Below are 22386 nucleotides of genomic sequence, written 5' to 3'. Positions count from 1 at the left end.
ATGCATGGCACGGATACGCTGCCCGATATTTTAGTGGGTCCTTTATTACGGCGCATCAGCACGACCCGGCTAGTAATGTGGATTGTCGCCACTCGGCCACTGACCATGACGCTGGTGCTACGGCCTGGCCAGCATGACGCCGAGTCCATTGGTTTGGCGCACCACCATCAGTGCGTTGCCATCGGTAAGCGCGCTTTTATCCATCTGATTGATATTGAACTTGATACGCCGCTGCCTTGCGACGAGCGTATCGAATACGACCTGCAGATTGAAACGATGCAGGGTGGCGTGCAGTCGTTGCCTGAGTGGGCGCCCTGGCTGCGCTATGAAGGCGCCGATTACCCTGCCTTTGTAATTGCCTCGCGCCATCATCGGCTGATGCATGGCTCTTGCCGTAAGCCACATCACGATAGCCCCGATGGTTTGGTGCGTGCCGACAGCTGGCTTGCCGATCAGCAGGCAGCGCCTACCGAGTGGCCTGCCTGGCTACTGATGACCGGTGATCAAGTCTACGCCGATGACGTTGCTGGGCCGATGCTGCGCGCCGTACATGTGTTGATTGAACGCCTAGGATTAGTCGACGAACAGTTAGAAGGCGCCACGGTAGACGATAGCCAAGCGCTGTACGACTCGCCTGACAGCTATTATTGCCGCGCAGCGCTGCTGCCGGATTTCACCAGTAACGCCGCGCTGCGCGAGCGCTTTTTCGGCGGTGTCAAAAAGCCGGTGTTTACGTCAGCCAATGCCCACAACCATTTAATGACGCTGGCGGAAATGCTCGCCATCTACTGTTTGGTGTGGTCGCCGGTGGCCTGGCAAGTGATTGCTCCCACGCCGCCCGCATTAGATGAAAAAGATGCCGAGCTTTATCGCCAAGAGCAGAAGGTGATCGATACCTTTGTTGAGGGCTTGCCCCAGTGTGCGCGGCTGATGGCGCACTTGCCGAGCCTGATGATCTTTGATGATCACGACGTAACCGATGACTGGAACCTTACCGCTGACTGGGAGCAAACCGCCTACGGCCATCCGTTCTCTAAGCGCATTATCGGTAATGCCCTGGTCGCGTATTCGCTCTGCCAAGCATGGGGTAATGATCCGGATAAGCTCAATCCATTAATTCACCATGCCGCTACGCTGCTGGGCGATGGCCGCGAGGTGCTCGCGCGTGCTGAGCAAGATGGATTAATTGAGCGGTTGCTGCGTTTTCAGGGCTGGGAGTTTCAAATCCCCGGTACGCCTGCGCTTATTGTGCTCGACACCCGCACCCGCCGTTGGCGCAGTGAGCGCAGCCCCAAGCGGCCTTCTGGTCTCATGGATTGGGAAGCGCTGATGGAAATGCAGCAGGCACTCATGGGCGCTAAAAGCGCGGTGATTATTTCGCCTGCGCCGATGTTTGGCGTCAAATTAATTGAAAGCATTCAAAAGCTATTTACCGCCGTGGGTAAGCCGTTAGTGGTGGATGCTGAGAACTGGATGGCGCACCGAGGCGCTGCTAACGCGCTGCTGCAAATTTGGCAGCACTCTAAAACGCCGGGCAATTACGTGATTCTTTCTGGCGATGTGCACTACTCGTTTGTCTACGACATTGTCGTGCGCCATCAGCGGCGCGCTCCTCACCTGTGGCAGATTACTTCAAGCGGGATCAAAAACACTTTTCCCAAGAATCTTCTCAATACCTTTGATCGACTGAACCGCTGGATGTATGCCCCGTGGTCGCCGCTTAACTGGTTTACGAAGCGCCGCAAACTCAGCGTTCATCCCCGTGACCCTGACCGGGCGAGTGCCGGGGAGCGGCTTTGGAACGCCAGCGGCATTGGTTTAGTCACACTCGACGAGAAAGGCTACCCAACGGATATCCGCCAGCTCGATGTGAACGGTAGCGATGTGGTGTTCCCGCCGCCCGAGCGCCTCAAGCAAAAAGGCGGGCGTTAATCGTTGGTGAGTGGGTCTTGCCGCGATGGCGCCACCCGTTTTCCAAAGCGTCATTAACTCGTCACAGAAGTGCCCCAGTGCTGTCATCTGAAGGGGGCAGGATATCGCTATCTGCTGACTACATTTAAGCGCGCTGATGCGTTAAAAAACCAGGGGCCTAAAATGCGTTTTTCTGATGCAACCGCTACCACCATTGATTTGTTACGTCATGGTGAGCCGGTGGGTGGGCGTATGCTGCGGGGCTCAACTGACCATCCTCTGAGTGACGCAGGATGGCAGCAGGTGAAGGATGCGGTCATGCGCCATACGGTCGAAGGCCATTTACCTTACGATGCGATTGTCACTTCGCCGCTGATGCGCTGCCGTGAGTTTGCCCTGTGGCTAGGCGAAGAGTTTGATCTCCCTGTGCAGGTGGAAGATGATCTCGCCGAGCTACACTTGGGGCAGTGGGAAGGTAGAACTTATGCAGAGGTAACCGCCGTAGAAGGCACCGCACGAATGAGTGCGTTTTGGCATAATCCGGCCGAGGTCGCGCCCCCTGATGGCGAAACTCTGCAAGCATTTGATGCCCGGCTCGCTGAGGTATGGCAGCGGCTACTTCTCCAGCCGCCCGGTCAGCATGTGCTGGTCGTGGCCCATCTGTTTGTCTGCAACGGCCTGCTGCGACAGGTTCTTGAACAGCCGCTTTCGCGAGTGCTGGCGATGGATCTGCCCTATGCGGCGATGAGCCGAGTGCGCCATGAACGCCATGCGCTTGGCGACACCAGCTTTATTGAGTGGATAGGGCGTTAAGCATTGTTGGCGGCTAGGCATGCTTTACGCCATTATGAGGGCAGTTAGCTTACCGGAGCGCCTGTCCATGTCATTGGTTCGCCTGTCGTCTTTACCTTATGCGGTTATATCGCGCAGCGGATGGTGGCTGCCCTGCCTATTCATGCTTGTGTTGGCGGGCTGTGCCAGCCGCGAGCTGACGCCGATAGATGCACTACCCGACCGCGCCGGTATTTCTATGGAGCGTGCGCTCATTCTTTCCCATGCCCAGCAAGCCATTGGCACGCCGTACCGCTTCGGAGGCAATACGCCAGAAGGTCTAGACTGCTCGGGGCTGGTGGAAATGACCTATCGAGCGGCGGGCATTCGTGTACCGCGCACCGCCAATGAACAGTTTCAAGCCTTGCCAAAGGCCGATGCCCCGCGCCCCGGCGACCTGCTTTTCTTTGGTGAGCGCCGCAAAGCGACCCATGTCGGTATCTATCGTGGCAACGGCCAAATGATTCATGCGCCCGGTAATGGTCGTCGCGTGGTGAGCGTGCCGTTAGAAATCGATTACTGGCAGGCGCGCTTTTTAGGTGCCGCCAGCCCTGCCCCTTAAGTAACCGTGCTCTCTACCGATATATTGCTTTGCAGCGCCTCATAGGTGAGCGCTCCAAGCGAAGCCCATTCGTGTGGGGCATACCTTTCTCATCCGCAGTAGGTTTTTGCGTTTCTGGCATAACATGGCATCAACATTGCTTGTATAATGTGTCCATTGGACTTTCAGGCTTATCCGCTTGAAAGCAAACAGCCTGCCTACCCGGCCTGCGCTGTCAGCACATCAGGAGATATACCATGTCTGCCTCACCTGTCACATTGATGGTGGCTCGGCGCGTTGAGCACGGCCGCTATTTCGATTTTAATCGTTGGCTTAACGAGGGGCGGGAGCTAGCGGCTGATTTTGCTGGTTATCTCGGCTCTGGCGTATTGGCACCACCGGTTGACGATGATGAATATCAGATCATATTTCGCTTTAGCAGTAGTGAGACCTTAGCAGCCTGGGAGCATTCCGCTTCACGCCATGCGTGGCTCGAACGCGGGGCAGGGCTCTATGAGGCGCCCCATGAACATCGCGCCACGGGGCTGGATACTTGGTTTCAAACTAGCGTTAGCAGCATTCCTCCGCGCTGGAAACAGGCGGTGGCCGTCTGGCTGGCGTTTTTCCCTATCTCACTGCTGTTTCAGTGGTTATTTGGCGGCGTATTAGCCGAGTGGGCACTAGTGCCGCGGGTAGTAGTGAGCACCTTAATGCTAACGCCTGTCATGGTTTTTGTGTTTATTCCACTCTCTATGCGCCTATTAGCGCCCTGGCTGCAGGGTAAATGGTCACCGCTAGATATGCTGGCGCGCTGGCGCCAAACGTCTCGATCATAATCATGCTTGGCAGCACTGAGATGATGCTAGTCTTGGCCCATAGGTTCTATGTAAGCTGACCTTGATAATCGTGGTTTCAAGCAATAGGCGCAATGTACTAGTAGAAATGTACTGGCAGAAAAGGATCGCTGTCGCTGGTGCAATGCGTGCGGCTAACTCAGTCCCAAGGAGCTTTTATGATTCATGTCCACCATCTGGAAAAATCGCGTTCTCATCGCATTCTGTGGCTACTCGAAGCCCTTGAGCTGGACTACGAACTGGTTGTTTACCAGCGTGATGAGAAAACGCAGCAGGCGCCAGCATCGCTGAAAAAAATTCATCCGCTGGGCAAGTCGCCGGTGATTACGGATGGTGATCTGACCGTGGCCGAGTCGGGGGCTATCATCGATTATCTGCTGCAACGCTATGGGCAAGGCCGGCTACAGCCTGCCCAGGAAGATATGCATGCGTGGGTAGATTATCGGTACTGGCTGCATTATGCCGAAGGCTCGCTGATGCCGCTGCTGGTGATGCAGCTTGTGTTTGGACAGATACCTAAACAGTCGCCGTGGCTGATAAAGCCGCTAGCGAAAGGCATTAGCGATACGGTGAGTAAGCGCTTCTTAGCGCCTCAAATTAAGCAGCATCTTAGCGTTATTAACGAACACTTATCTGCGCACGGTAATTTTGCCGGGCCGTGGCCGAGCGGTGCCGATATTCAAATGAGCTTCCCGCTGCAGGCAGTTGCTGCCGTTCAGTCGCTGGAGAAATATCCGGCCATTGCCGCCTTTGTGTCGCGTATTGAACAAGACGCTGCGTGGCAGCGGGTGATAGCGCGAGCCGGCCCGCTCACGATGCCGGGCCAGTGATTCGCCGTCATGGGCTTAATGTCGCTTGGGCCGCTAGCCTGAGTTAATTGAAAAGCGCAAAGCTATCAGCATTGATCCACATGTGGACCAGGATGCTAGCGATATAGCCGAGCAGAATCACCGGCGACCAGCGTAAATGCCCCATAAACGTATATGACCCACGTGCCTGCCCCATCACTGCCACGCCGGCCGCTGAGCCAATCGACAGCAGGCTGCCGCCAACCCCCGCGGTTAAGGTGATGAGCAGCCATTGGCCGTGGGACATGTCGGGATCCATGGTCAGCACGGCAAACATTACCGGAATGTTGTCGATCACCGCGGAGACAACGCCTAGCGTAATGTTTGCCGCGGTAGGATTCCAGCCGGTATATAGCGCTTCTGACAGCAGGCCGAGATAGCCCATAAAGCCTAGCCCGCCCACGCACATGACGACCCCATAGAAGAATAGGAGCGTGTCCCACTCGGCGCGCGCCACGCGATTAAAAACATCGAAGGGAACCACGCTACCCAACTGCGCCAACTTACGGTTATCGCCTTCCCGGCTGTAAATCTCACGTTTGCGCTTTAGTGAACGAGGCAAGCTACGGCGCAGGTAATAGCCAAAGAATTGCAAATAGCCCAGGCCTGTCATCATGCCCAGTACGGGCGGCAGGTGAAGCACTACATGGCAGAGTACCGCGGTGATAATGGTCAATAAAAACAGCGCCACGATGCGTCGCGCACCGCGCTTCATCCAGACGTCTTCATGAACGCTGGCGGGCTTCTCATCCTTGATAAATAGACTCATGATGGCGGCGGGGATCAAGAAGTTGACCAACGCCGGAATAAAGAGAATGAAGAAATCTTGAAACGCGACCATGCCTGCCTGCCACACCATTAGCGTGGTTATATCGCCAAAAGGGCTAAAGGCGCCGCCTGCATTGGCGGCAATCACAATATTGATACATGCCATGTTAATAAAGCGCTGATCTCCTTCGGCAACTTTCGTCACGACGGCGCACATGAGTAAAGCGGTGGTAAGGTTATCGGCAACGGGAGATAGCACGAAGGCAAGGCCGCCCGTTAGCCAAAAAAGTGCGCGGTAGTTGAAGCCTTTGCGCAGCATCCATGACCGCAGCGCGTCGAACACGTGACGCTCTTCCATCGCATTGATATACGTCATCGCAACCAGTAAGAATAGCATCAGCTCGGTGAACTCTAACAACGTCATTCTAAACGCGTATTCTGATGCCTCAGACATGCCATTTTGGACATACACCCAGCCGATAAGCCCCCAAATAATGCCGGCGGCTACTAGTACGGGTTTTGACTTGCGCATATGAATCTTTTCTTCTGCCATGACTAACGCATAGGCCAAGACAAAAATAGCGACGGCAAAAAAGCCCACGAGTGAGGTGGTTAAATTTAATTCGCCGGTGACGGCAAAAACGCTAGGACTGATGAATAACAGTAAGGCTGCTAATAAAAAAAGCCAGCGACGATGTAATCGTGGCTGGCAAGAGTGTTTGCTCAACGTAGACATGTGAGGTCTGTCCCATGGTTAAGTTATTAGAAATTGTTTAAAAGGGATTCCATGTTATCAGCCTGTGTTGCGGCGCAATACGTTATAAAAACGAATGAAGATCGTCGTTATTAAAAGAATCAGATCTTTTTTTAGTAAATTAATCTTTTAGGTAATGGCAACTTTAGAAATAATGATTCTGGAAGTTAATTCATTATCTTATCAATATGATACTAAGTGTTAATAGTGAAGCTGATTAAATTTTATTTTTAGATGCTTTTGTTAACGTCGCTAGTGTCGTTTTTAAAATGCAGCGTGCAGAAATGGATGAAGTGGTTTGATGGCCGGTGGCGTTAGAGTACATTCAACAGGGGAGTGCCCGATTAAGCACAGTCGTGCTATTTTGAGGCGCGCCACGCTCACGGCTTGGTAAGATAAAAATGAGGCCGGCTAGAAAGCGGCTACTGGACACGTTGAGGAATAAAAGAATGCGCAACCCATTTCGCTCCCTAAACCGCACGCTTGGCATGTCAGTAGCGACGTTAGCCCTAGCCAGTGCCGCGTTTTCCGCCCATGCCGAAACGCGTGTGACCTATAAATCGGCTTCTGCAGGAACCGCCTATTACCAGATGGGCGTAGAGCTTTCTGAGGCGATTCGCCAGGGCACGGGCGACGACATTATTCTTACGCTGGAAGAAAGCCAAGGCTCCGTACAAAATGTAATGGAAGTCATGGCCCGTCAGGGTAACTACGTTTTCACGACACCTCCCGCGCTAGTCGAACAGGCGATGGCGGGCGAAGGCCCCTTTGCTGAGCGGCAGAGCCCTCGCTTTCAAGAGATACGCGGCTTATTCCCAATCCCTTCTATTACCATGCACTTCGTGCTTGCGGGCGATGAAGGCGTGACCGATATTTCCGCCTTGGAAGGTAAGCACCTGTTGATTGGTAAAGGCACGTTTGGTGCCCGTGAAGCGGCTCGCTATCTAGAGCTGTTCGGCCTGGCAGACGACGTTCAAATTGCCGATGCTGCTATTGGTAGTGGCCCTGATGCGCTTAAAAATGGCCAGATTGACGGTTTTGTGACCGCCAGCTCGTTCCCGTCACCTAACGTGATTGAGACGGCTGCCAGCATGCCTGTCTCTATGGTAAGCCTGACCGATGAGCAAATCGAACAGACGGGTGCGCCGCGTCAAACCATTCCTGGCGGCACTTACCCAGGTGTGGAGAAAGATGTTGAAACGACGTCACTGCCGGTCATTGCCTACACCACTACGCAGATGGATGACGACACCGCTTACCTGCTGACGAAGACGTTCTGGGAGCGTCGCGATGCCATGGCCGAAGAGGCCGCCTGGTGGGGCAGTATTGCGCCGGAAATGCTTGAAAATATGTTGGGTACGCTTCACCCCGGTGCACTGCGTTACTACGATGAAGCGGGTATCGATATACCGGATGCCCTGCGCTAACGCTGTTCGATAGTCCTGTGCGATAGCCCTTTTCGATAGCTTCTTTCGTTCCTCTTCCCACTGCCACGGCGCTTGTGCCGTGGCAGTGCTGTATCAATAGGCAACTTGGCATGCGTTTTTCCTTTTCGTCGCAAGCAGCGACGCCCTCCGCAGCGGACAACGCGATAGCGCCTGGCTGGATAGCGCTTGGGGCAGTCAGTGTTGTATTCCACCTTGGGCTGATTTTTTACGGCTTAACGCCTGCGCTGGTGAGTCGGCCGCTGCACATGGCGCTGCTGTTGCCGTGGGTATTGATCTTTATGGCGAAAACGCCGGCTCAGCGCATAAGCGGTTGGCTTTTAACGCTGCTGGGCATTGCGGCGTGCAGCTATATCGCCTTTAACGAAGCGGCGTTGGCCAATCAGTATGGCTTTATCGATACGCATCTACAGATGGCGATTGGCGTGTTTTTAATTGCGCTGGCGCTTGAGGCTGCCCGCCGAGCGATTGGCTGGCCGCTGCCGCTAGTAGCCTTATTGGCACTGATGTACGGTGCCTTTGGCCAGTATGTGCCCGGTGCCTTTGGGCACCCAGGTCTGCCGCTGCAGAGCATGGTCGGTACGCTGACCATTGCCGAAGGCGGCCTGTGGGGATCATTGACCGGCGTGAGCGTGAGCGTTGTCGCTATTTTTGTGATTTTTGGCGCAGTGCTCAATGCCGGGGAAGCTGGACAGGGCTTTATGAATTTAGCCAGCGCTGTGGCGGGCCGCCTGACGGGCGGGGCTGCCAAAGTGGCGGTGATTTCATCGGCATTGATGGGATCCATCTCTGGTTCAGCCTCGGCCAACGTGGCCTCAACCGGGGCGATCACCATTCCTTCGATGGTGCGTTTGCGTTATCCGCGTTCGTTGGCTGGTGCGGTGGAGGCGGTTGCTTCTTCCGGTGGGCAGATTATGCCGCCGCTGATGGGCGCGGGCGCGTTCGTGATGGTTGAGCTTACGGGAACGCCCTACACGCAGATTATGGCTGCCGCTATGCTGCCGGCGGTGCTGTATTTTCTGACCGTTTGGGTAGGCATTAATGCGTATGCGACGCGGCATGATTTACAGCCAGTCGCTGAGAGTGAGCGGCCCCATGCGAAGGAGGTGCTGATTACCTCACTATTTTTCGCGATACCGTTCGTACTGCTGTTAGAGCGCATTTTTCACGGTGGCTATACCCCGCAATACGCGGCCAGTATCGCGATTTTTGCAGGCATTGCGCTGCTGTTGTTCAATGTCAAACTACGCTTCTCGCTGCCTGATTTTGCGCATCGCTTAGCGGAAGCGGCGGTGACCGCCGGACGCCAGATCGCGGTGATTGGCGCCATTATTTTGTGTGCTTCTCTGGTGGTTGGGGTGCTGTCGCTGACGGGGTTAGGCGTTAAAATTACCTCGGGTATTTTGTCGCTTTCCAACGACGCCCTGTGGCCGGCGCTGCTCTTGACGGCGTTGGCGTGTTTGATTCTCGGCATGGAGGTGCCGACCACGGCTGCCTACGTAATTTGTGTTTCGGTTGCCGGGCCCGCATTAACCTCTTTAGGTTTAGAGCCGCTCTTGGCGCATCTTTTCGTGTTTTGGTATGCGCTGCTCTCAACCATTACGCCGCCGGTGTGCGGGGGTGTGTTTATTGCAGCGGGCATGGTTGGCGAGAACTGGCTCAAAGTGGCGTTTAAGGCGATGGCGCTGGGTATTGGGCTGTATATCATTCCGTTGGCGATGGTTGCCAACCCTGAGATAATCCAGCTAGCTTTTAATCCTTCGGGCGCTCTGCTTTACGCGTTGAAAGTGGCGGTTGGGTTAACGGCCATTTCATTTGGCGTTATTGCACGCAAAGCCCTATGGCATCGCGTGGCGTTAGTCGCAGCGGGCATCATCATCATCTTTGTGATTTAGCCGCAGCGGTGAAGAGGCGGGCAGGGGACTATTAGCAAACATCACCCAGGTATCTAGCGCAGGGCCAAGCGACTGCACCATACGCAGTTGCTCAGGCGCCAGCGCTAGTACTTCTTCAGCACAGATGCCCGCTTCAAAGCGGCCGTCTAACAAACCTTCGGCTACCGCCACGGTGGTAGGGGCCTCAATGATGGCTGGATAGCGGCTTATATCTGCGTAATAGCGCGTTGCTGGCTGCAGCGCGACGTGAGCGGGCTGAGCAATAGCGCGCTGTGCGAGCAGCGCCAGGGGTTTGCTGCCAGCAATAAAGGTGTCCACGGGATAGGCTCGGTGCATATAGCGGCCGACGCAATCGCTGTGCGAGGCATGGGCAGTGCATTGCAGTACGTGGCTTACCTGCCCCCTCATAAGCGCTTGGAATGCGTCTTCAAACTGCGTGAAAAGCACCACGCTTCCCACGTCTGAACAGCGCATTTTAAGATAGCGTTTGGCAATCAGTTCGTGATTGTTACCACTCGGCCCTAGCGTCGCGATTTGCATGATAATTCTTCCCTGTAAAAAGTGGCTTAAATGAATAAGCCAAAAGCGCAGGGTGCTTTTGGCTCAATGCAATCAGCGAGCAGATGCGCTTAGAAGATAGTAAAGCTTAGCGCTAAGTAAGCGGCATAGCCTGCCAGCAGCGCAGCACCTTCCCAGCGTGATAGGCGCATGCCAGTATATAAAAACAGTACCAGCAGGCCTGCCGCGCCCAACATGACCCACTGATCAAACATCGCCACTCGCGGTGCCAGCGGAAGCGGCTGTAAGAACGCTGAGATACCTAAGATGCCAAGCAGGTTGAAAATATTACTGCCAAGAATGTTCCCGACGGCAACATCGGCATGACGCCTTAGCGCTGCAATCACTGATACCGCCATTTCAGGTAGCGAAGTACCCACGGCGACGATGGTTAAGCCGATAACCGTCTCGGAAATCCCCATGGCCTGGGCCAGGCCAATGGCGCCATAAAGGAGTAACTGCGAGCCACCAATTAGCATGCCTAGGCCGGCAATCAGCGCTAAGGTCATCATCCAGCCTGTGGTGGGTAGCTTGGTCATTTCCTCCGCTTCTGAGGTGTGCATCTCGGTCGCCGGAACATGCTGGCGGCTTTCGCTTACGTAGGCCCAAACGAGATAGCAGACTAGGCCGGTAAGAAAAATCCCGGCATCAACGCGTCCTAATGCCCCGCTAAACGAAAGTGCTATAAACAGCAGGCTGGCCAAAACGACGACCAGCCCATCACGGCGCAGTGCTAAAGGCTGTACGACCATTGGGCAGATAACCGCGCACATTCCCAAGATCAATAAAATATTGCCAATGTTGCTGCCCACTATATTGCCAATAGCAATGTCCGGCTGCTGGTTCATAGCGGCATGGATAGAAACGACCAGCTCGGGCGCCGAGGTGCCAAAGCCGACCACGACAAGCCCTGTCAGCAAGGGCGAGACACCCACTCTTCTAGCGCCCGCTACTGCGCCGCGAATAAGTGATTCCCCTCCTAGGGTGAGTAGCACAATGCCTGCTAACAAACTAAGTCCGTATAGCATGTTCAAGACCTCTTCCTGAGTACCTCCCCGACCGCGAGTGACGCGGGGTTTGTCGGGTCGGTTAAGCGCGCTAGGCGATCGGATTAATAGTGCCCAGCTCACTGGCAAGATTACGGCTATTTTTATGTCTTTGCTCTTTTTTACTGCGGTTGTCAGAAAGAAAAAGGTGAAAGGCTTTGACCTAGTTGGGTATCCGTGGCAAGGTGTGCGCAGTAAGTTAGCAAGCAGCATAGTTCCAGAAACATTCGAATTCTTTCGGTAGTCTGTAATTGTATTCCTTGTTCTACTCACTATTTATCTGGGTAATACCAGGATTTTTACAATTCGCAAATTGCGAAAAGGATTTATAACATGGCAACTGGCACAGTTAAGTGGTTCAACGATTCTAAAGGTTTTGGTTTCATTGCACCGTCTGACGGCAGTGACGACGTTTTTGCTCATTTTTCTGAAATTCAGTCTGATGGCTTCAAAACCCTTCCAGAAGGCGCTAACGTTTCTTTTGACGTTACCCAGGGTCAGAAAGGCCTTCAAGCTTCAAACATCAAGCTGCTTTCTTAATCCTAGCTAGCTAGTGATTATGTAAGTGTTCGAATCGTTTAGATTCGATAATCGGGCCCCACTTCGGTGGGGCCCGATGCGTTTGTGCTGTCAGAAAATAATTTTCTCCCCACTTAGCAATGCCACTCCTCTAAGATTAGAATTGATAAAGTGCTGGGGTCGATGCCTTGGCTTAGCTGGCATTTTATTTTTATCAGACATAAGGGGTATCACTATGCGTCTATCGCCACTCTTTCTTGGTATGGGCTTATTGATCGCAAGCGGTTTCACTATGGCCAGTGAAGGGTGCGAGAGCCCTACCACTCAGCTGGAAATGACCGAGTGCTCGGCTCAAGCCTATGAAGCAGCCGATACGGAGCTGAATGAGTCCTACCAAGAGCTTGTTAGCCAACTGAAAGGTAATGCGCCTGCGTTAGAAAAGCTGAGGTCGGCGCAGCGGGCATGGGTTGGGTTCCGCGACGCTGAGTGTACATTTGAAAGCAGCGCCGTTGAGGGCGGTAGTGCCCAGCCTATGGTACGCAATGGATGCCTTGAAAAGGTGACTGCAGCACGTACAGAAAGGCTGCAAGACTACGCTAGTTGCGAGGAAGGGGATCTAAGCTGCTCGCACTAAGTAATGCTTCGGCGTGGCGGATGGTGATTCTCAGAAGCGACAAAAGCACCCGAGGGTGCTTTTGTCGAAGGAGTGTCTGGTGGAGGCGGCGGGAATTGAACCCGTAGCATGTTTAATGAAAACATATGGTTACGTGATTTGCTGACAAATTATTGACTTTTACACTAGTAAACGCGTAAGAAAGAGAACTGGCTTGTATGAATTTGTCCCGCACGTTCTATGCTATTATTCATTCGCCACTGCGTGCATGGGCGTTCAAATTACAATGGGAAAATGATACACATGCTACCGAAGAAGCTAGGCAAGGAACCAATTCTAGACGCAATCTTTGAATTGAGGTTCACTAGCGATGTGTCAGTATCAGACATTTTACCTGGTATCCTTTATATGAAGGATGGCGGCGAGTGGAAGTTTGAGCGCACTCAAATCGCTGATATGCCTAAACAATTTAGAGATAGTGACTCCAGTCTTAAATATGCCATATTAACGTATATGAATTATGGTAACTATACGATAGGTGTGGGAGATAAAGTTTTAAATGTTTCCTCCCGCTTACCTTACAAAGGTTGGGGAGATTTCAAAAAAACAATAGTTTGGTCTTTAGGTGTTTTGGCGGAATCCGGCATTGTAAAACACATTGAAAGATTTTCATTGAAATATATTGATTTGCTAGAATCTAGCGACACTGGACATCAAGTAAAATGTCTAAATGTTGATATGACGGTGGCTGGGAAGAAATTAGATAATCAAAATTTTAACCTTCAAATTGGCCTTGAGGGTAATAACGCTCGTCATCTGGTAACTTTAGTGACTGATGCAAGCGTAAATGTACGTAACGCAGGTGTTAAGCGTGGTGTGATAGTTGATGTTGATTCCCAAATTGATGCGGCCACAATTAATGCAGAGAAATGGCATGATGATCTTTTGAGCAAGTTGGATATGCTACATCTTGAAAACAAAGAAATGTTTTTCAACTGCCTGACTGATTACGCTTTAGATATATTGGAGCCTAGCTATGAATGATGTCATGTCGCCTACGAGTCGACTGTGTGCCAATAGCCTTTTAATGGGAGTTGGGATTGCTGCATTTCTGAGTAGTGCTTTCTCTGCGAATCAGGTTCCCACAGAATGCTCAGCAGTTCAGAGCGATGGGAATTTAAATTATAGATATAATATGCTTGGCTTAGATTTTACTCGGGGGGCTAGTTATAGCGCCCATTCTCAAGCTTATACCTCTACGGGAACAGCGCGCCTTGAAACTGCTGTTTCTGCTGTGTACCAAGATCTTGTAGCCGAGCAAGAGTCTCTAGGTGAGGAGTTTACTACTTCACTTTCCTCACGCCTATGGGATTTGTATGAGGTCTAATTGAGTGAATGATATAAGTCTGGAGACAATAGAAAGGCAAATACCCTATTATCTTGCTGAGGATCAAAAAGGGGCATTAGCAGATGCTCTGAATGACTTCAGTCAAGGTAGGGGGATTCAGTATTATATTGATCGTTACCATAATGAAGCTATGCAGGGTGATTGCTGGGCAGGACTTCCTCTCATTAATTTTGAGACAGGGGAAATAAAAAGAGTAAAAGGTGTGGTTTTAACTAATACTTGCGATATGTTTTCTGGTAACTCCCGGGTTACTGTGCCTCGTGTAGTATTTGCACCTTTGATAAGTCTGCCTGGTTATTTAGAAGGTCTACGCCAAGACGGTGTTGCCCCAAATAGTATTGATGATAAGGCGCGTGCAATAAGAAACCAAAAAGTTTCAAATATTGTTTATTTTCCTCCTACTGCGGGGTTGAATAACGAGGCAATTATATTGCTTGACGACGTTCACTCTGTGCCTGCGTCGCAGTTAAATCCTATTGAAGGTGAGAAAGCATTTACTTTGAGTATGGTTGGTTTTTATCTCTTTTTACTAAAGCTATCTGTTCACTTCTGTAGGTTTCATGAAGATGTTGATCGCTCTAGCGAAATGGCCGGAACGCTCGATAGCTAGTTCTCAGGTCATTGCGAACTTCTGTGTAGCCAGCATGCCTGCTTCACTCTTTGTAGTCGGTATCCAGCTCGAATAAATCCTCGCCGTAGTCACAACGCTAGTATGCCCCATTTGTTTAGAGACCCACGCCAGCGGCTCGCCGGCGCTGACCATCATTGATGCGTAAGTATGGCGAGTTTGGTAGGGTCGGCGGTACCGGACGCTGGCGCGTTTGAGGGCATAGGCCCACATGGTCTTACGAATTGCCTGATCGCCTGTCCACGGCTCCCCGTTGCGTGGGTTAAGGAATATCCGGCCACTTATGTGAAGGTAACTCATGGCTTTCTGTGCTTTGAGTCGCTTGGCGTCCGGTACGCTTATTCCGCCGAACTTGCTGCGCCAAAGATAATAGCTGGCTTCTGAGAAACCGTGCCGACGGCATAGCTCCTTGATGGGCAGTCCCGCTTCGGCTTCGCCCAGGAAACCAATGATCTGTTCTTCGCTGAAACGCTTCTTCATGTCCAGTCTCCTTACGCATAGGATCGGACTCTAAAGTGTAGCGCAACTCAATCAGGGGGGGCGTCGCCCTTCGCGCGCAAATAATAAGTAGCGCTTGGGTGCTGAACGAGGTGGTCGACAAGATCAAGCTCAGCTTCAAGGTAGTCATCAGCAGAGCTGGGAAAGCCGGTGCGTACCTCTCCTGCAAATAGGGGAAGCTTTAACGGTGGTGCCGTAGTGTCGACACGGCCGAGGATGGAGAGGAGTAAGCTCATGACATCGACTCCTCTGGATTCCACGCGATAAGCACATTATTTGGATCGTCATTAATTGGGGTCAGCGTGACGTTCTCGATTGTGTCGAGGTCAGCAAGCATGCGCTCCCTATCATCCGCTTCCTCTTCCGGCTGGCGTTGAAGCTTCGCTTTATGCTCTGACTGAGCTCGAGGGCTATTGATCTTACGCTGCACGCGTTGGACTAATTGCTCGTATGATTTTGACATAAGCGACTTCTTAAATAACTGATGATATATGCAGCATGTTGTGAAAGTATAGCCAGGATTAGTTAGGTACGTCTAGCGCGCTTTGAATTGAAAGTGTTACTAAGTAATGAATTGTTTTTTTAATTATAGTTTCAGCTGATTTTTTAGTAGTATCATAGGCTAGCTATTATTTTGAATAAATAAATAGGGCGGCGTTATGAAAGGCGTTAATTTATCTTTTTTTGTATTTTTTGCTTATTGTGTTTTGGTCATGGTGTTTTATTTTTTTAATATAAATGAACCCTTGATCTTGTCGCCAGGAGTGAGTGGTGTAAATCTTTCTGAATTTGCTACATATTTTGCAGGAGTCGTATCTCCTTTTGCTGCTTTATTTGCAGGTTATTTGGTTTATAAAAGCATAATGCTTAGCTCGTATCAGAAAAAAATAGACCTTATTAGAGATTCTCTTGAAAGGCTAGATATAACTACTCAAGCTGCATTAGATAGACCGATTAAAAGTAATGTTTTTGGTGAGGATTATTATGGGGCTCCATTTTTAAATATTGTGTATGATGTTTCTAATGGGGTTTTGCCTAGATCAGAGCCTGTTGATTCAGTTATATTGTCTCAAATAAGTAATATGGCAATTTTGGCTGGCTCAATCAGTGCGTACTTTATTTTGATTGAGAAATTTCCGAGTAATAAAAAAGACATAAACTGGCTTAGAGATTTGGAACATTGTTATTGGGTTGATAGGTATTCTGCAGTTTGTCAGCGCATGGTGAAAATTGTTGGGGATGAAGCGGTTAAAAGTAAATGCAGGGAACACCACCGGGTAGGATTGGAGAAAGTATTTCTCTTCCGAGAGCTGTAATAAATAAAGATTTATAGATCAGCTCCGTTTGTTCTTTTGAAACGAAGATCCATCTGACTCTATGCTTTGAATAGGTGCCCGTAAGTGACAGCAATACTGTAAGTATTCGTATATATCAGCAGGTACGTACAATGCAGAGTACATGTCATGCGGTGAGATCAGGTTGATAAACATGCCTTGAGTGCAGTGCAGCAGTGAGATACATGCCATAACCACAGACTAGGTCATTAGCCGACATCAGTTACATCAAGAGGTTAGGAATGAAAATGTTGACTCAAATGTTGACATAGCTATGCCTAAACAGGCCCTTTTGAGCCCATAGATACAAAAAAAGCACCCGTAGGTGCTTGATTTGTATAGTAAGGTGGTGGAGGCGGCGGGAATTGAACCCGCGTCCGCCAGCACGCGCCTATTGGCTCTACATGCTTAGATTCCGTCATTTAGTTTAGCGCGACTGACTCCGACGGTCAGGATTCAGCAACGCGAGCCTTCTAAAGTTTAACGGTTGGCGAGAAGACACCACCAGCCGCGGTCCTATCAGCTTTGGCTCATATCCCCTCAGAGATGAATAGGCACATCACCTTGGGGCCAGACAAGAAGCTAACAGTTTAAGCTGCTAGCGCGCCTTGAGCGTAGTTTTCGTCATTTGCGACTATTTTTTCGTGATGTGGGATTTACGAGATACATCACGCTCTCGGCATGCACCGCAAGGGTTGTCACCGGCGTCGAAACCATGTCGCCCCCTTATTACAGGTGAGTATTCTAACGTGCTCACTTCCAATTGACCAGTTATGCCTTGGTATGTTCCCGCATGATTCGCCCTTTTTGACGATTCCAGTCGCGATCTTTTTCCGTGGCACGTTTGTCGTGCAGCTGTTTACCGGTCACGAGCGCCAGTTCGCACTTCACCTTGTTACGTGTCCAGTAAAGTTTTAAGGGCACGCAGGTGTGTCCTTTGTCCTGAGTGATCGAAAAGATTTTGGCAATCTCTTTGCGATGTAGCAGCAGTTTGCGGGTACGCGTTGGGTCAGCAATTTCGTGAGTGCTGGTGGTATTGAGCGGCATGAAATGGCTACCCAGTAGAAACGCTTCGCCGTTACGAACCAAGATATAGGTGTCGGTGAGCTGGGCTTTTCCTGCGCGCAGGCTTTTGACTTCCCAGCCAGCAAGCACTAATCCGGCCTCAAAGGTCTCGTCGATATGGTATTCAAACCGCGCCTTCTTGTTCTGGGCGATAACGCCGCTGCCAGATACTTTGCTTTTACCTTTCTTAGTGGCCATGGAACCTCATATTTAATCTGTCAGTGGCATCCCCTTCGTTATTGGGGGAGGCGTGATACCATTTAGGGTCTGAAAAATGTTTCCCATGATACGCTTTGGGCACTGTGAAGTCAGCGGAGAGGTCAATGCCAACCGTCAATCGTTCCGCCTTAGTGCGGCACACCCCCCAGAAAATGTTCGACCTGGTCAACGACTTTGAGCGCTACCCTGAGTTTTTGCCTGGGTGTCGTCAAGCGCGTCTGGTAGAGCATGATGATGTGCATCTCATCGGCGAAATGACCCTTGGTCGCGCCGGTGTTGAACAAACGATTACTACCCGTAATGATCTTTTCGAGCCTGAGCGGATAGATATGTCGCTAGTAAAAGGACCGTTTAAGCAGCTCAAAGGTCGTTGGATGTTTACTCCTATGGGGGAGGGCGCCTGTAAAGTCAGCCTGGAAATGGAATTCGAATTTACCAACCGGTTTTTAGGCATGGCCTTTGGAAAGATCTTTCAACAAATAGCGGGGCAGCTCGTTGATGCCTTCACCAAGCGCGCTAACGAGCTATATGGCCGCTGAAACGCTTGCGGTTGAAGTTGCCTATGCCTTGCCGCACAAACAGCGCCTGGTGGCTCTACGCGTGCCTGAAGGCACCACAGCGCGCCAAGCCGTTGAGCGTGCCGATTTGCCCGTGCTGTTTCCGGAATTGCCCAGCGGCACGTTCGCACAAGCGCCGCTGGGTATTTTCGGTAAAGCGCTACGTAGCCCCGACACCCAGGCCCTGCGTGAGGGCGATCGAGTCGAGGTATATCGGCCGCTGGCCATCGACCCCAAGGCAGCTCGCCTAGAGCGCGCAAAGCGCCAAGCGAGCGACCAGGGGCGCTAGCGCCGCATCAAAGCTGTGAGGCGGGCTGTGTGCTTATGGGCGCTACGTTTTGCGTGCTTTCATCAGGCTGCATAAGCATTGGGTTAGACCCTTCGGTTGCGGGCCCCATGTTACTGTCCACATCTATGGGCAGCTCTTGGGACAAATCGCCTTCTTGCTCAATATTGGCTAAACGGCCCTGGGGGTCGAAAGCAAGGGTGACGCGGCGCTGCTCGACACCGCCATAGGCTTTGTCTACGCGGAATACATAGTCCCACTGGCTAGCGTCGAAGGGCGCTTCCAGCAAAGGTCTGCCCATCACATAAACCACCTGTTCTTGGGTCATGCCCGGCTGAAGCTGGCTCACCATCTCTTGGGTTACCAGATTACCTTGGGGGATGTCGCGTTTGTACACGCCGACGTAGCTGCAGCCACTAACAACGGTAAGGGCGACGGAAAGTGTGATGATTCGAGTCAATTTTTGCATTTGGGCCTGTTCTTCACTATCGTGGTTTCGGTTGATCATACCCGACCTAACCTGTTACTGCGAAGAGCGACCATGGCCGATCAGAACCATGAATTGCGCAAAGCCGGTCTGAAAGTGACCCTGCCGCGCGTCAAGATACTTCAAATTCTCGAAAATGTTTCGGGCCAACACCATCTCAGCGCTGAAGAAGTGTACAAAACACTGATTGACGCGGGCGAAGATGTTGGCTTGGCAACCGTGTACCGCGTATTGACTCAATTTGAGTCAGCGGGTCTGGTTATTCGTCATAATTTTGACGGAGGCCACGCGGTATTTGAGATGACTCAAGAGGATCACCATGATCATATGGTGTGCCTTGAAAGCGGCGAAATCATTGAGTTTGTAGATGAAATCATTGAGCGCCGTCAGCAAGAGATTGCCGAAGAGCATGGCTACGAGTTAGTAGACCATGCGCTGGTGCTTTATGTTCGCCCGCGCGGGTCTGACGTAACGCGCCAGGACAGTGGCCCGACGAATAGGAAGTAATATTCGTAGGTCGGATCTGTTTGTGAAGAGAAAGCATAAGCGCCCTGCCTATTTGGTCGAATTCCCTAAGCATGGAATTCGCCAAGTAGGCAGGGCGCTTTCTTGTTTGTGTAGATTGTTTGTGTAGATTGTTTGCGTAGATTGTTTGTATAGATTGTTTGTGTGAAGCGCCGCGCTAATGTTGAAAAATGCGTGCGTTTAAAGCAATTAGTGCGTCGGACGTTGGCTGGCGTGAAGCATCTCACGGGCGTGTGCGAGCGTTTGATCAGAGAGCGTGACACCGCCAAGCATGCGCGCTAGCTCGCTGATACGGCCGCGTTCATCGAGCAGTGCCATTTGAGTGAGAGTGGTGTCGCGTTTTGCCTGCTTTTCGATATGTAAGTGTTGATGCGCCTGTGCCGCCACCTGGGGCAGGTGCGTAACGGTCATTACCTGGCCGTTTTGGCCTAGCTTGCGCAGCAGTTGGCCAACAATTTCTGCCGTGGCGCCCGATATGCCTACGTCTACCTCATCAAACACTAGGCTGGGGACGGTTGAGTGCGTCGCGGCAACCACTTGAATCGCCAAACTGATCCGCGATAGCTCGCCACCGGAGGCCACCTTGGTGAGCGGTCTCGCGGGCTGCCCAGGGTTGGCGCTGATCAAAAACTGCACGCGGTCCAGTCCTTCTGGGCTAGGCGCATCTTTCGCAATGACGCCTACTTCAAAGCGTGCTTTGCCCATGGCTAAGTAGCCCAACTGCTGCTGGACCTCTTTGCTCAGGCGAAGCGCGGCTTTGTGACGGCTATCACTAATTTTTTTGGCTTCTTGACGATAGCGCTCACGATATTCGACGACTTGAGCGCTTAAGGCTTCAAGATCATTGCCCCCTCCATTGAGCTGCGCAACTTCTTGCTGTAAATCGGTATGCAGGGCGCAGAGCTCTTCAGGGGCAACATGATGTTTACGGGCAATCCGATGGACATCGGTCATTCTTTCCTCAACCCAGGCGAGCCGTTCAGGGTCTAGCTCGGTGGTGCTGGCGAGGCGGTTTAGCTCGCTAGACGCTTCTTCTACCTGAATGCGCGCATCGCTGAGCATGGCGAGCGTATTGGCCAAGGTGCCTTTGTCGCTGCCTGGCAGCGCGCTTAAGTGCGCGAAGGCTTGATTTAATAACGACAGCGCGCCGCTTTCATCACCGGCGCAGCAGTCGGCGGCAAATTGCGTTTCACGCAGGGTCTCTTCGGCATGGGCGAGCGTGTGCTGCTCTTCTTCTAATGTTGCCAGCTCACCTTCCGCTAACGCCAACTGGTCAAGTTCTTCAACTTGGTAGCGCAGTAGCTGGCGTTTGGCCTCTACTTCACTGCCTTCTTCGCTGATTTTTTTAAGCTGGCGGCGCGCGTTGCGCCACTCACGAAACGTCTCCGCTAATTGAGAGGTTGCGCTATTGAGACCGGCATAATCATCCAGTAAGGCAAGGTGCGTCTCTTCGCGCATTAGCGCATGGTGAGCGTGCTGTCCGTGGATCTGAATAAGCTGTTCGCCGAGCGATTTTAGATCCGAGATAGTGGCGGGATGACCATTGATCCATGCTTTGGAGCGGCCGCTGGCGGTCACGACGCGACGCAGCAAGCATTCTTCAGAAGGCAGGTCGCGTGCGGTTAGCCACTCAATGGCGGCGGGCAGGTGCTGAATGTCGAAGCGTGCAGAGAGGTCGGTGCGTTCGCGTCCGTGGCGCACGCAGCCGGCATCGGCACGTTCGCCCAGACACAGCCCGAGGGCGCCTAAGAGAATCGATTTACCCGCCCCGGTTTCCCCGGTAATGGCGGTCATGCCACCGGTTAAGTCGAGCTCTAAGTGATCGACAATGGCGAAATCTTGAATAGCTAGCTGAGTGAGCATGACGCCTCCTGAGGCGGTACGGCGCAGAAGCTGGATACTTATCCAATAGTTGTTGATTTATACAGTAGTTAATAACTCACTTCAATGCACCTCTTGAGATGGCGTTTATGGCCCCCATATAGCGTGCATAGCTAATTATGAACTTGTCTCTTTGCGCGCAACTCGGTGTAGAAGCGCCTTACTTTCTAGGAGCACAACATGGCGAAAGAACCGCAAACTCCGTTGGATGACGAACTGAACCGCCACGAGCATGAAGCAGACGGCGCTGAACAGGCGGCTGAAAAAGCCGCCGAAGAGCGTTTGCTGGAAGGCGAGCTGGAAGGGCTAATTAACGACGACGAGCCGTTAGACGGCGGTCTTGATAACCCAGAAGCTGAAATGCTAGCCGCCAAGGTTGATGAACTAGAGCAAAGCTTAGCCGAAGCGAAAGACCAAGCGCTGCGCGCCGCTGCCGAAGCACAAAATGTGCGCCGCCGTGCCGAGCAAGAAGCCGACAAAGCCCGCAAGTTCGCGCTCGAAAAGTTTGTCAAAGAGCTGCTGCCGGTGGTGGATAGCCTTGAGAAAGCGCTGGAAAACATGGAAGAAGATGCTTCCGATGTGCACCGTGAAGGTGTTTCCATGACGTTAAGAATGCAGCTGGATGCGCTCAACAAATTTGGCGTTGAGAGTATCGAGCCCCATGGCGAGCCTTTCGACCCTCAAGTGCATGAGGCGATGGCCATGGTACCCAATCCGGAGCTTGATCCTAATACCGTGATGGATGTCATGCAGAAAGGTTATTTGCTTAACGGACGCCTTGTGCGCCCGGCGATGGTCATCGTGAGCCAGAAAGCCAATTAAGCAATTGGTGACACAAGGTGTGAAAAAACCCTTGAAAAGCTAGCGGCGGCCCCCAGATATAGGGCAACCCCGCGGGGAAACCCGCAGTTATGT

General features: G+C 51.9%; 24 protein-coding genes, 1 other RNA gene and 2 pseudogenes. 16 read left to right on the top strand and 11 right to left on the bottom strand.

Annotated features, from left to right (window positions below):
• The 5 genes from ACT3TR_RS16240 (at position 1) to ACT3TR_RS16220 (ending at position 4967) form a co-directional block, all read left to right on the top strand.
• Positions 1 to 1932 carry an alkaline phosphatase family protein gene (locus ACT3TR_RS16240; protein ID WP_444625785.1) on the top strand — a complete coding sequence of 644 codons (1932 nt, stop codon included), beginning with the start codon at positions 1 to 3 and terminating at the stop codon, positions 1930 to 1932.
• A 162-nt stretch (positions 1933 to 2094) separates the two neighbouring features.
• Positions 2095 to 2724, top strand: coding sequence for a histidine phosphatase family protein (locus ACT3TR_RS16235; RefSeq protein ID WP_444625786.1), 630 nt, complete (start codon positions 2095 to 2097; stop codon positions 2722 to 2724).
• Positions 2725 to 2791: 67 nt separating this feature from the next.
• Entirely contained in the window at positions 2792 to 3304 is a 513-nt protein-coding gene (locus tag ACT3TR_RS16230) for a C40 family peptidase (RefSeq protein ID WP_441686845.1), read from the top strand.
• A gap of 236 nt (positions 3305 to 3540) precedes the next feature.
• Positions 3541 to 4119, top strand: coding sequence for an antibiotic biosynthesis monooxygenase (locus ACT3TR_RS16225; RefSeq protein ID WP_441686844.1), 579 nt, complete (start codon positions 3541 to 3543; stop codon positions 4117 to 4119).
• A gap of 176 nt (positions 4120 to 4295) precedes the next feature.
• Positions 4296 to 4967 carry a glutathione S-transferase family protein gene (locus ACT3TR_RS16220; protein WP_441686843.1) on the top strand — a complete coding sequence of 224 codons (672 nt, stop codon included), beginning with the start codon at positions 4296 to 4298 and terminating at the stop codon, positions 4965 to 4967.
• A gap of 43 nt (positions 4968 to 5010) precedes the next feature.
• Here the strand turns inward: ACT3TR_RS16220 and nhaD are convergent, their stop codons facing one another.
• Positions 5011 to 6489, bottom strand: coding sequence for a sodium:proton antiporter NhaD (gene nhaD / locus ACT3TR_RS16215; protein ID WP_444625787.1), 1479 nt, complete (start codon positions 6487 to 6489; stop codon positions 5011 to 5013).
• Between the two features lie 467 nt (positions 6490 to 6956).
• On the opposite strand from nhaD, the gene ACT3TR_RS16210 reads away from it, so the two are divergent.
• On the top strand, positions 6957 to 7934 hold the full coding sequence (locus ACT3TR_RS16210) for a TAXI family TRAP transporter solute-binding subunit (RefSeq protein ID WP_444625788.1): 978 nt from the start codon (positions 6957 to 6959) through the stop codon (positions 7932 to 7934).
• Positions 7935 to 8044: 110 nt separating this feature from the next.
• Positions 8045 to 9847 (top strand): TRAP transporter permease, encoded by a 1803-nt coding sequence (locus ACT3TR_RS16205; RefSeq protein ID WP_444625789.1) that lies wholly within the window; start codon positions 8045 to 8047, stop codon positions 9845 to 9847.
• On the opposite strand, the gene ACT3TR_RS16200 is transcribed toward ACT3TR_RS16205, so the two are convergent.
• Positions 9809 to 10387 carry a hypothetical protein gene (locus ACT3TR_RS16200; protein ID WP_444625790.1) on the bottom strand — a complete coding sequence of 193 codons (579 nt, stop codon included), beginning with the start codon at positions 10385 to 10387 and terminating at the stop codon, positions 9809 to 9811. The genes ACT3TR_RS16205 and ACT3TR_RS16200 overlap by 39 nt on opposite strands.
• A gap of 89 nt (positions 10388 to 10476) precedes the next feature.
• Positions 10477 to 11433, bottom strand: coding sequence for a calcium/sodium antiporter (locus tag ACT3TR_RS16195; protein WP_441686514.1), 957 nt, complete (start codon positions 11431 to 11433; stop codon positions 10477 to 10479).
• 351 nt (positions 11434 to 11784) lie between these two features.
• Between ACT3TR_RS16195 and ACT3TR_RS16190 the strand changes: the two genes are divergently transcribed.
• The 4 genes from ACT3TR_RS16190 to ACT3TR_RS16175 all read left to right on the top strand — a co-directional run bounded on the left by ACT3TR_RS16190 (position 11785) and on the right by ACT3TR_RS16175 (position 14601).
• Positions 11785 to 11991 (top strand): cold-shock protein, encoded by a 207-nt coding sequence (locus tag ACT3TR_RS16190; RefSeq protein ID WP_007111857.1) that lies wholly within the window; start codon positions 11785 to 11787, stop codon positions 11989 to 11991.
• Between the two features lie 214 nt (positions 11992 to 12205).
• Positions 12206 to 12604: a lysozyme inhibitor LprI family protein gene (locus tag ACT3TR_RS16185; protein ID WP_444625791.1), complete on the top strand. Its 399-nt coding sequence runs from the start codon at positions 12206 to 12208 to the stop codon at positions 12602 to 12604.
• Positions 12605 to 12886: 282 nt separating this feature from the next.
• A complete protein-coding gene (locus ACT3TR_RS16180; protein ID WP_444625792.1) occupies positions 12887 to 13627 on the top strand; it encodes a TIGR04255 family protein in 741 nt (246 codons plus the stop codon).
• A 347-nt stretch (positions 13628 to 13974) separates the two neighbouring features.
• Complete coding sequence (locus tag ACT3TR_RS16175) at positions 13975 to 14601, top strand: hypothetical protein (RefSeq protein ID WP_444625793.1); 627 nt, start codon at positions 13975 to 13977, stop codon at positions 14599 to 14601.
• Positions 14602 to 14604: 3 nt separating this feature from the next.
• Here the strand turns inward: ACT3TR_RS16175 and ACT3TR_RS16170 are convergent.
• From ACT3TR_RS16170 to ACT3TR_RS16155, 4 genes and pseudogenes are all read right to left on the bottom strand, one after another.
• A pseudogene (locus ACT3TR_RS16170) lies at positions 14605 to 14838 on the bottom strand (tyrosine-type recombinase/integrase); the annotation flags it as partial.
• Between the two features lie 93 nt (positions 14839 to 14931).
• Positions 14932 to 15099: pseudogene (locus tag ACT3TR_RS16165) on the bottom strand (transposase); the annotation flags it as partial.
• A 47-nt stretch (positions 15100 to 15146) separates the two neighbouring features.
• Positions 15147 to 15353 (bottom strand): hypothetical protein, encoded by a 207-nt coding sequence (locus ACT3TR_RS16160; protein ID WP_444625794.1) that lies wholly within the window; start codon positions 15351 to 15353, stop codon positions 15147 to 15149.
• The gene (locus tag ACT3TR_RS16155; RefSeq protein ID WP_444625795.1) at positions 15350 to 15580 is read right to left on the bottom strand and encodes a DUF1654 domain-containing protein; all 231 of its coding nucleotides are present in this window, start codon (positions 15578 to 15580) and stop codon (positions 15350 to 15352) included. The genes ACT3TR_RS16160 and ACT3TR_RS16155 overlap by 4 nt, the downstream gene beginning before the upstream one ends.
• A 196-nt stretch (positions 15581 to 15776) precedes the next feature.
• On the opposite strand from ACT3TR_RS16155, the gene ACT3TR_RS16150 reads away from it, so the two are divergent.
• On the top strand, positions 15777 to 16433 hold the full coding sequence (locus tag ACT3TR_RS16150) for a hypothetical protein (protein WP_444625796.1): 657 nt from the start codon (positions 15777 to 15779) through the stop codon (positions 16431 to 16433).
• Positions 16434 to 16798: 365 nt separating this feature from the next.
• On the opposite strand, the gene ssrA is transcribed toward ACT3TR_RS16150, so the two are convergent.
• Positions 16799 to 17177: a transfer-messenger RNA gene (gene ssrA / locus ACT3TR_RS16145) on the bottom strand.
• A gap of 45 nt (positions 17178 to 17222) precedes the next feature.
• Positions 17223 to 17714 (bottom strand): SsrA-binding protein SmpB, encoded by a 492-nt coding sequence (gene smpB / locus ACT3TR_RS16140; protein ID WP_235041110.1) that lies wholly within the window; start codon positions 17712 to 17714, stop codon positions 17223 to 17225.
• Positions 17715 to 17839: 125 nt separating this feature from the next.
• Between smpB and ACT3TR_RS16135 the strand changes: the two genes are divergently transcribed.
• Together ACT3TR_RS16135 and ACT3TR_RS16130 are read left to right on the top strand one after the other, a co-directional pair.
• A complete protein-coding gene (locus ACT3TR_RS16135) occupies positions 17840 to 18274 on the top strand; it encodes a type II toxin-antitoxin system RatA family toxin (RefSeq protein WP_441686520.1) in 435 nt (144 codons plus the stop codon).
• Entirely contained in the window at positions 18264 to 18581 is a 318-nt protein-coding gene (locus tag ACT3TR_RS16130; RefSeq protein ID WP_441686521.1) for an RnfH family protein, read from the top strand. Before ACT3TR_RS16135 ends, ACT3TR_RS16130 begins: the two co-directional genes overlap by 11 nt.
• Positions 18582 to 18588: 7 nt before the next feature.
• On the opposite strand, the gene ACT3TR_RS16125 is transcribed toward ACT3TR_RS16130, so the two are convergent.
• Entirely contained in the window at positions 18589 to 19047 is a 459-nt protein-coding gene (locus ACT3TR_RS16125; RefSeq protein WP_441686527.1) for an outer membrane protein assembly factor BamE, read from the bottom strand.
• A gap of 72 nt (positions 19048 to 19119) precedes the next feature.
• Between ACT3TR_RS16125 and fur the strand changes: the two genes are divergently transcribed.
• Positions 19120 to 19572, top strand: coding sequence for a ferric iron uptake transcriptional regulator (gene fur, locus ACT3TR_RS16120; RefSeq protein ID WP_096276274.1), 453 nt, complete (start codon positions 19120 to 19122; stop codon positions 19570 to 19572).
• A 207-nt stretch (positions 19573 to 19779) separates the two neighbouring features.
• On the opposite strand, the gene recN is transcribed toward fur, so the two are convergent.
• Positions 19780 to 21453 carry a DNA repair protein RecN gene (gene recN, locus ACT3TR_RS16115; protein ID WP_444625797.1) on the bottom strand — a complete coding sequence of 558 codons (1674 nt, stop codon included), beginning with the start codon at positions 21451 to 21453 and terminating at the stop codon, positions 19780 to 19782.
• A 198-nt stretch (positions 21454 to 21651) separates the two neighbouring features.
• On the opposite strand from recN, the gene grpE reads away from it, so the two are divergent.
• Positions 21652 to 22293, top strand: a complete 642-nt coding sequence (grpE, locus tag ACT3TR_RS16110) for a nucleotide exchange factor GrpE (RefSeq protein WP_441686523.1) — start codon at positions 21652 to 21654, stop codon at positions 22291 to 22293.
• Positions 22294 to 22386 lie beyond the last annotated feature (93 nt).

Source organism: Halomonas sp. AOP12-B1-6, from assembly GCF_052379225.1.
Taxonomy (GTDB): Bacteria; Pseudomonadota; Gammaproteobacteria; order Pseudomonadales; family Halomonadaceae; genus Vreelandella; species Vreelandella casei.
Note: the sequence above shows the minus strand (reverse complement) of the source record. Positions and strands in the feature narration are given on the sequence as shown.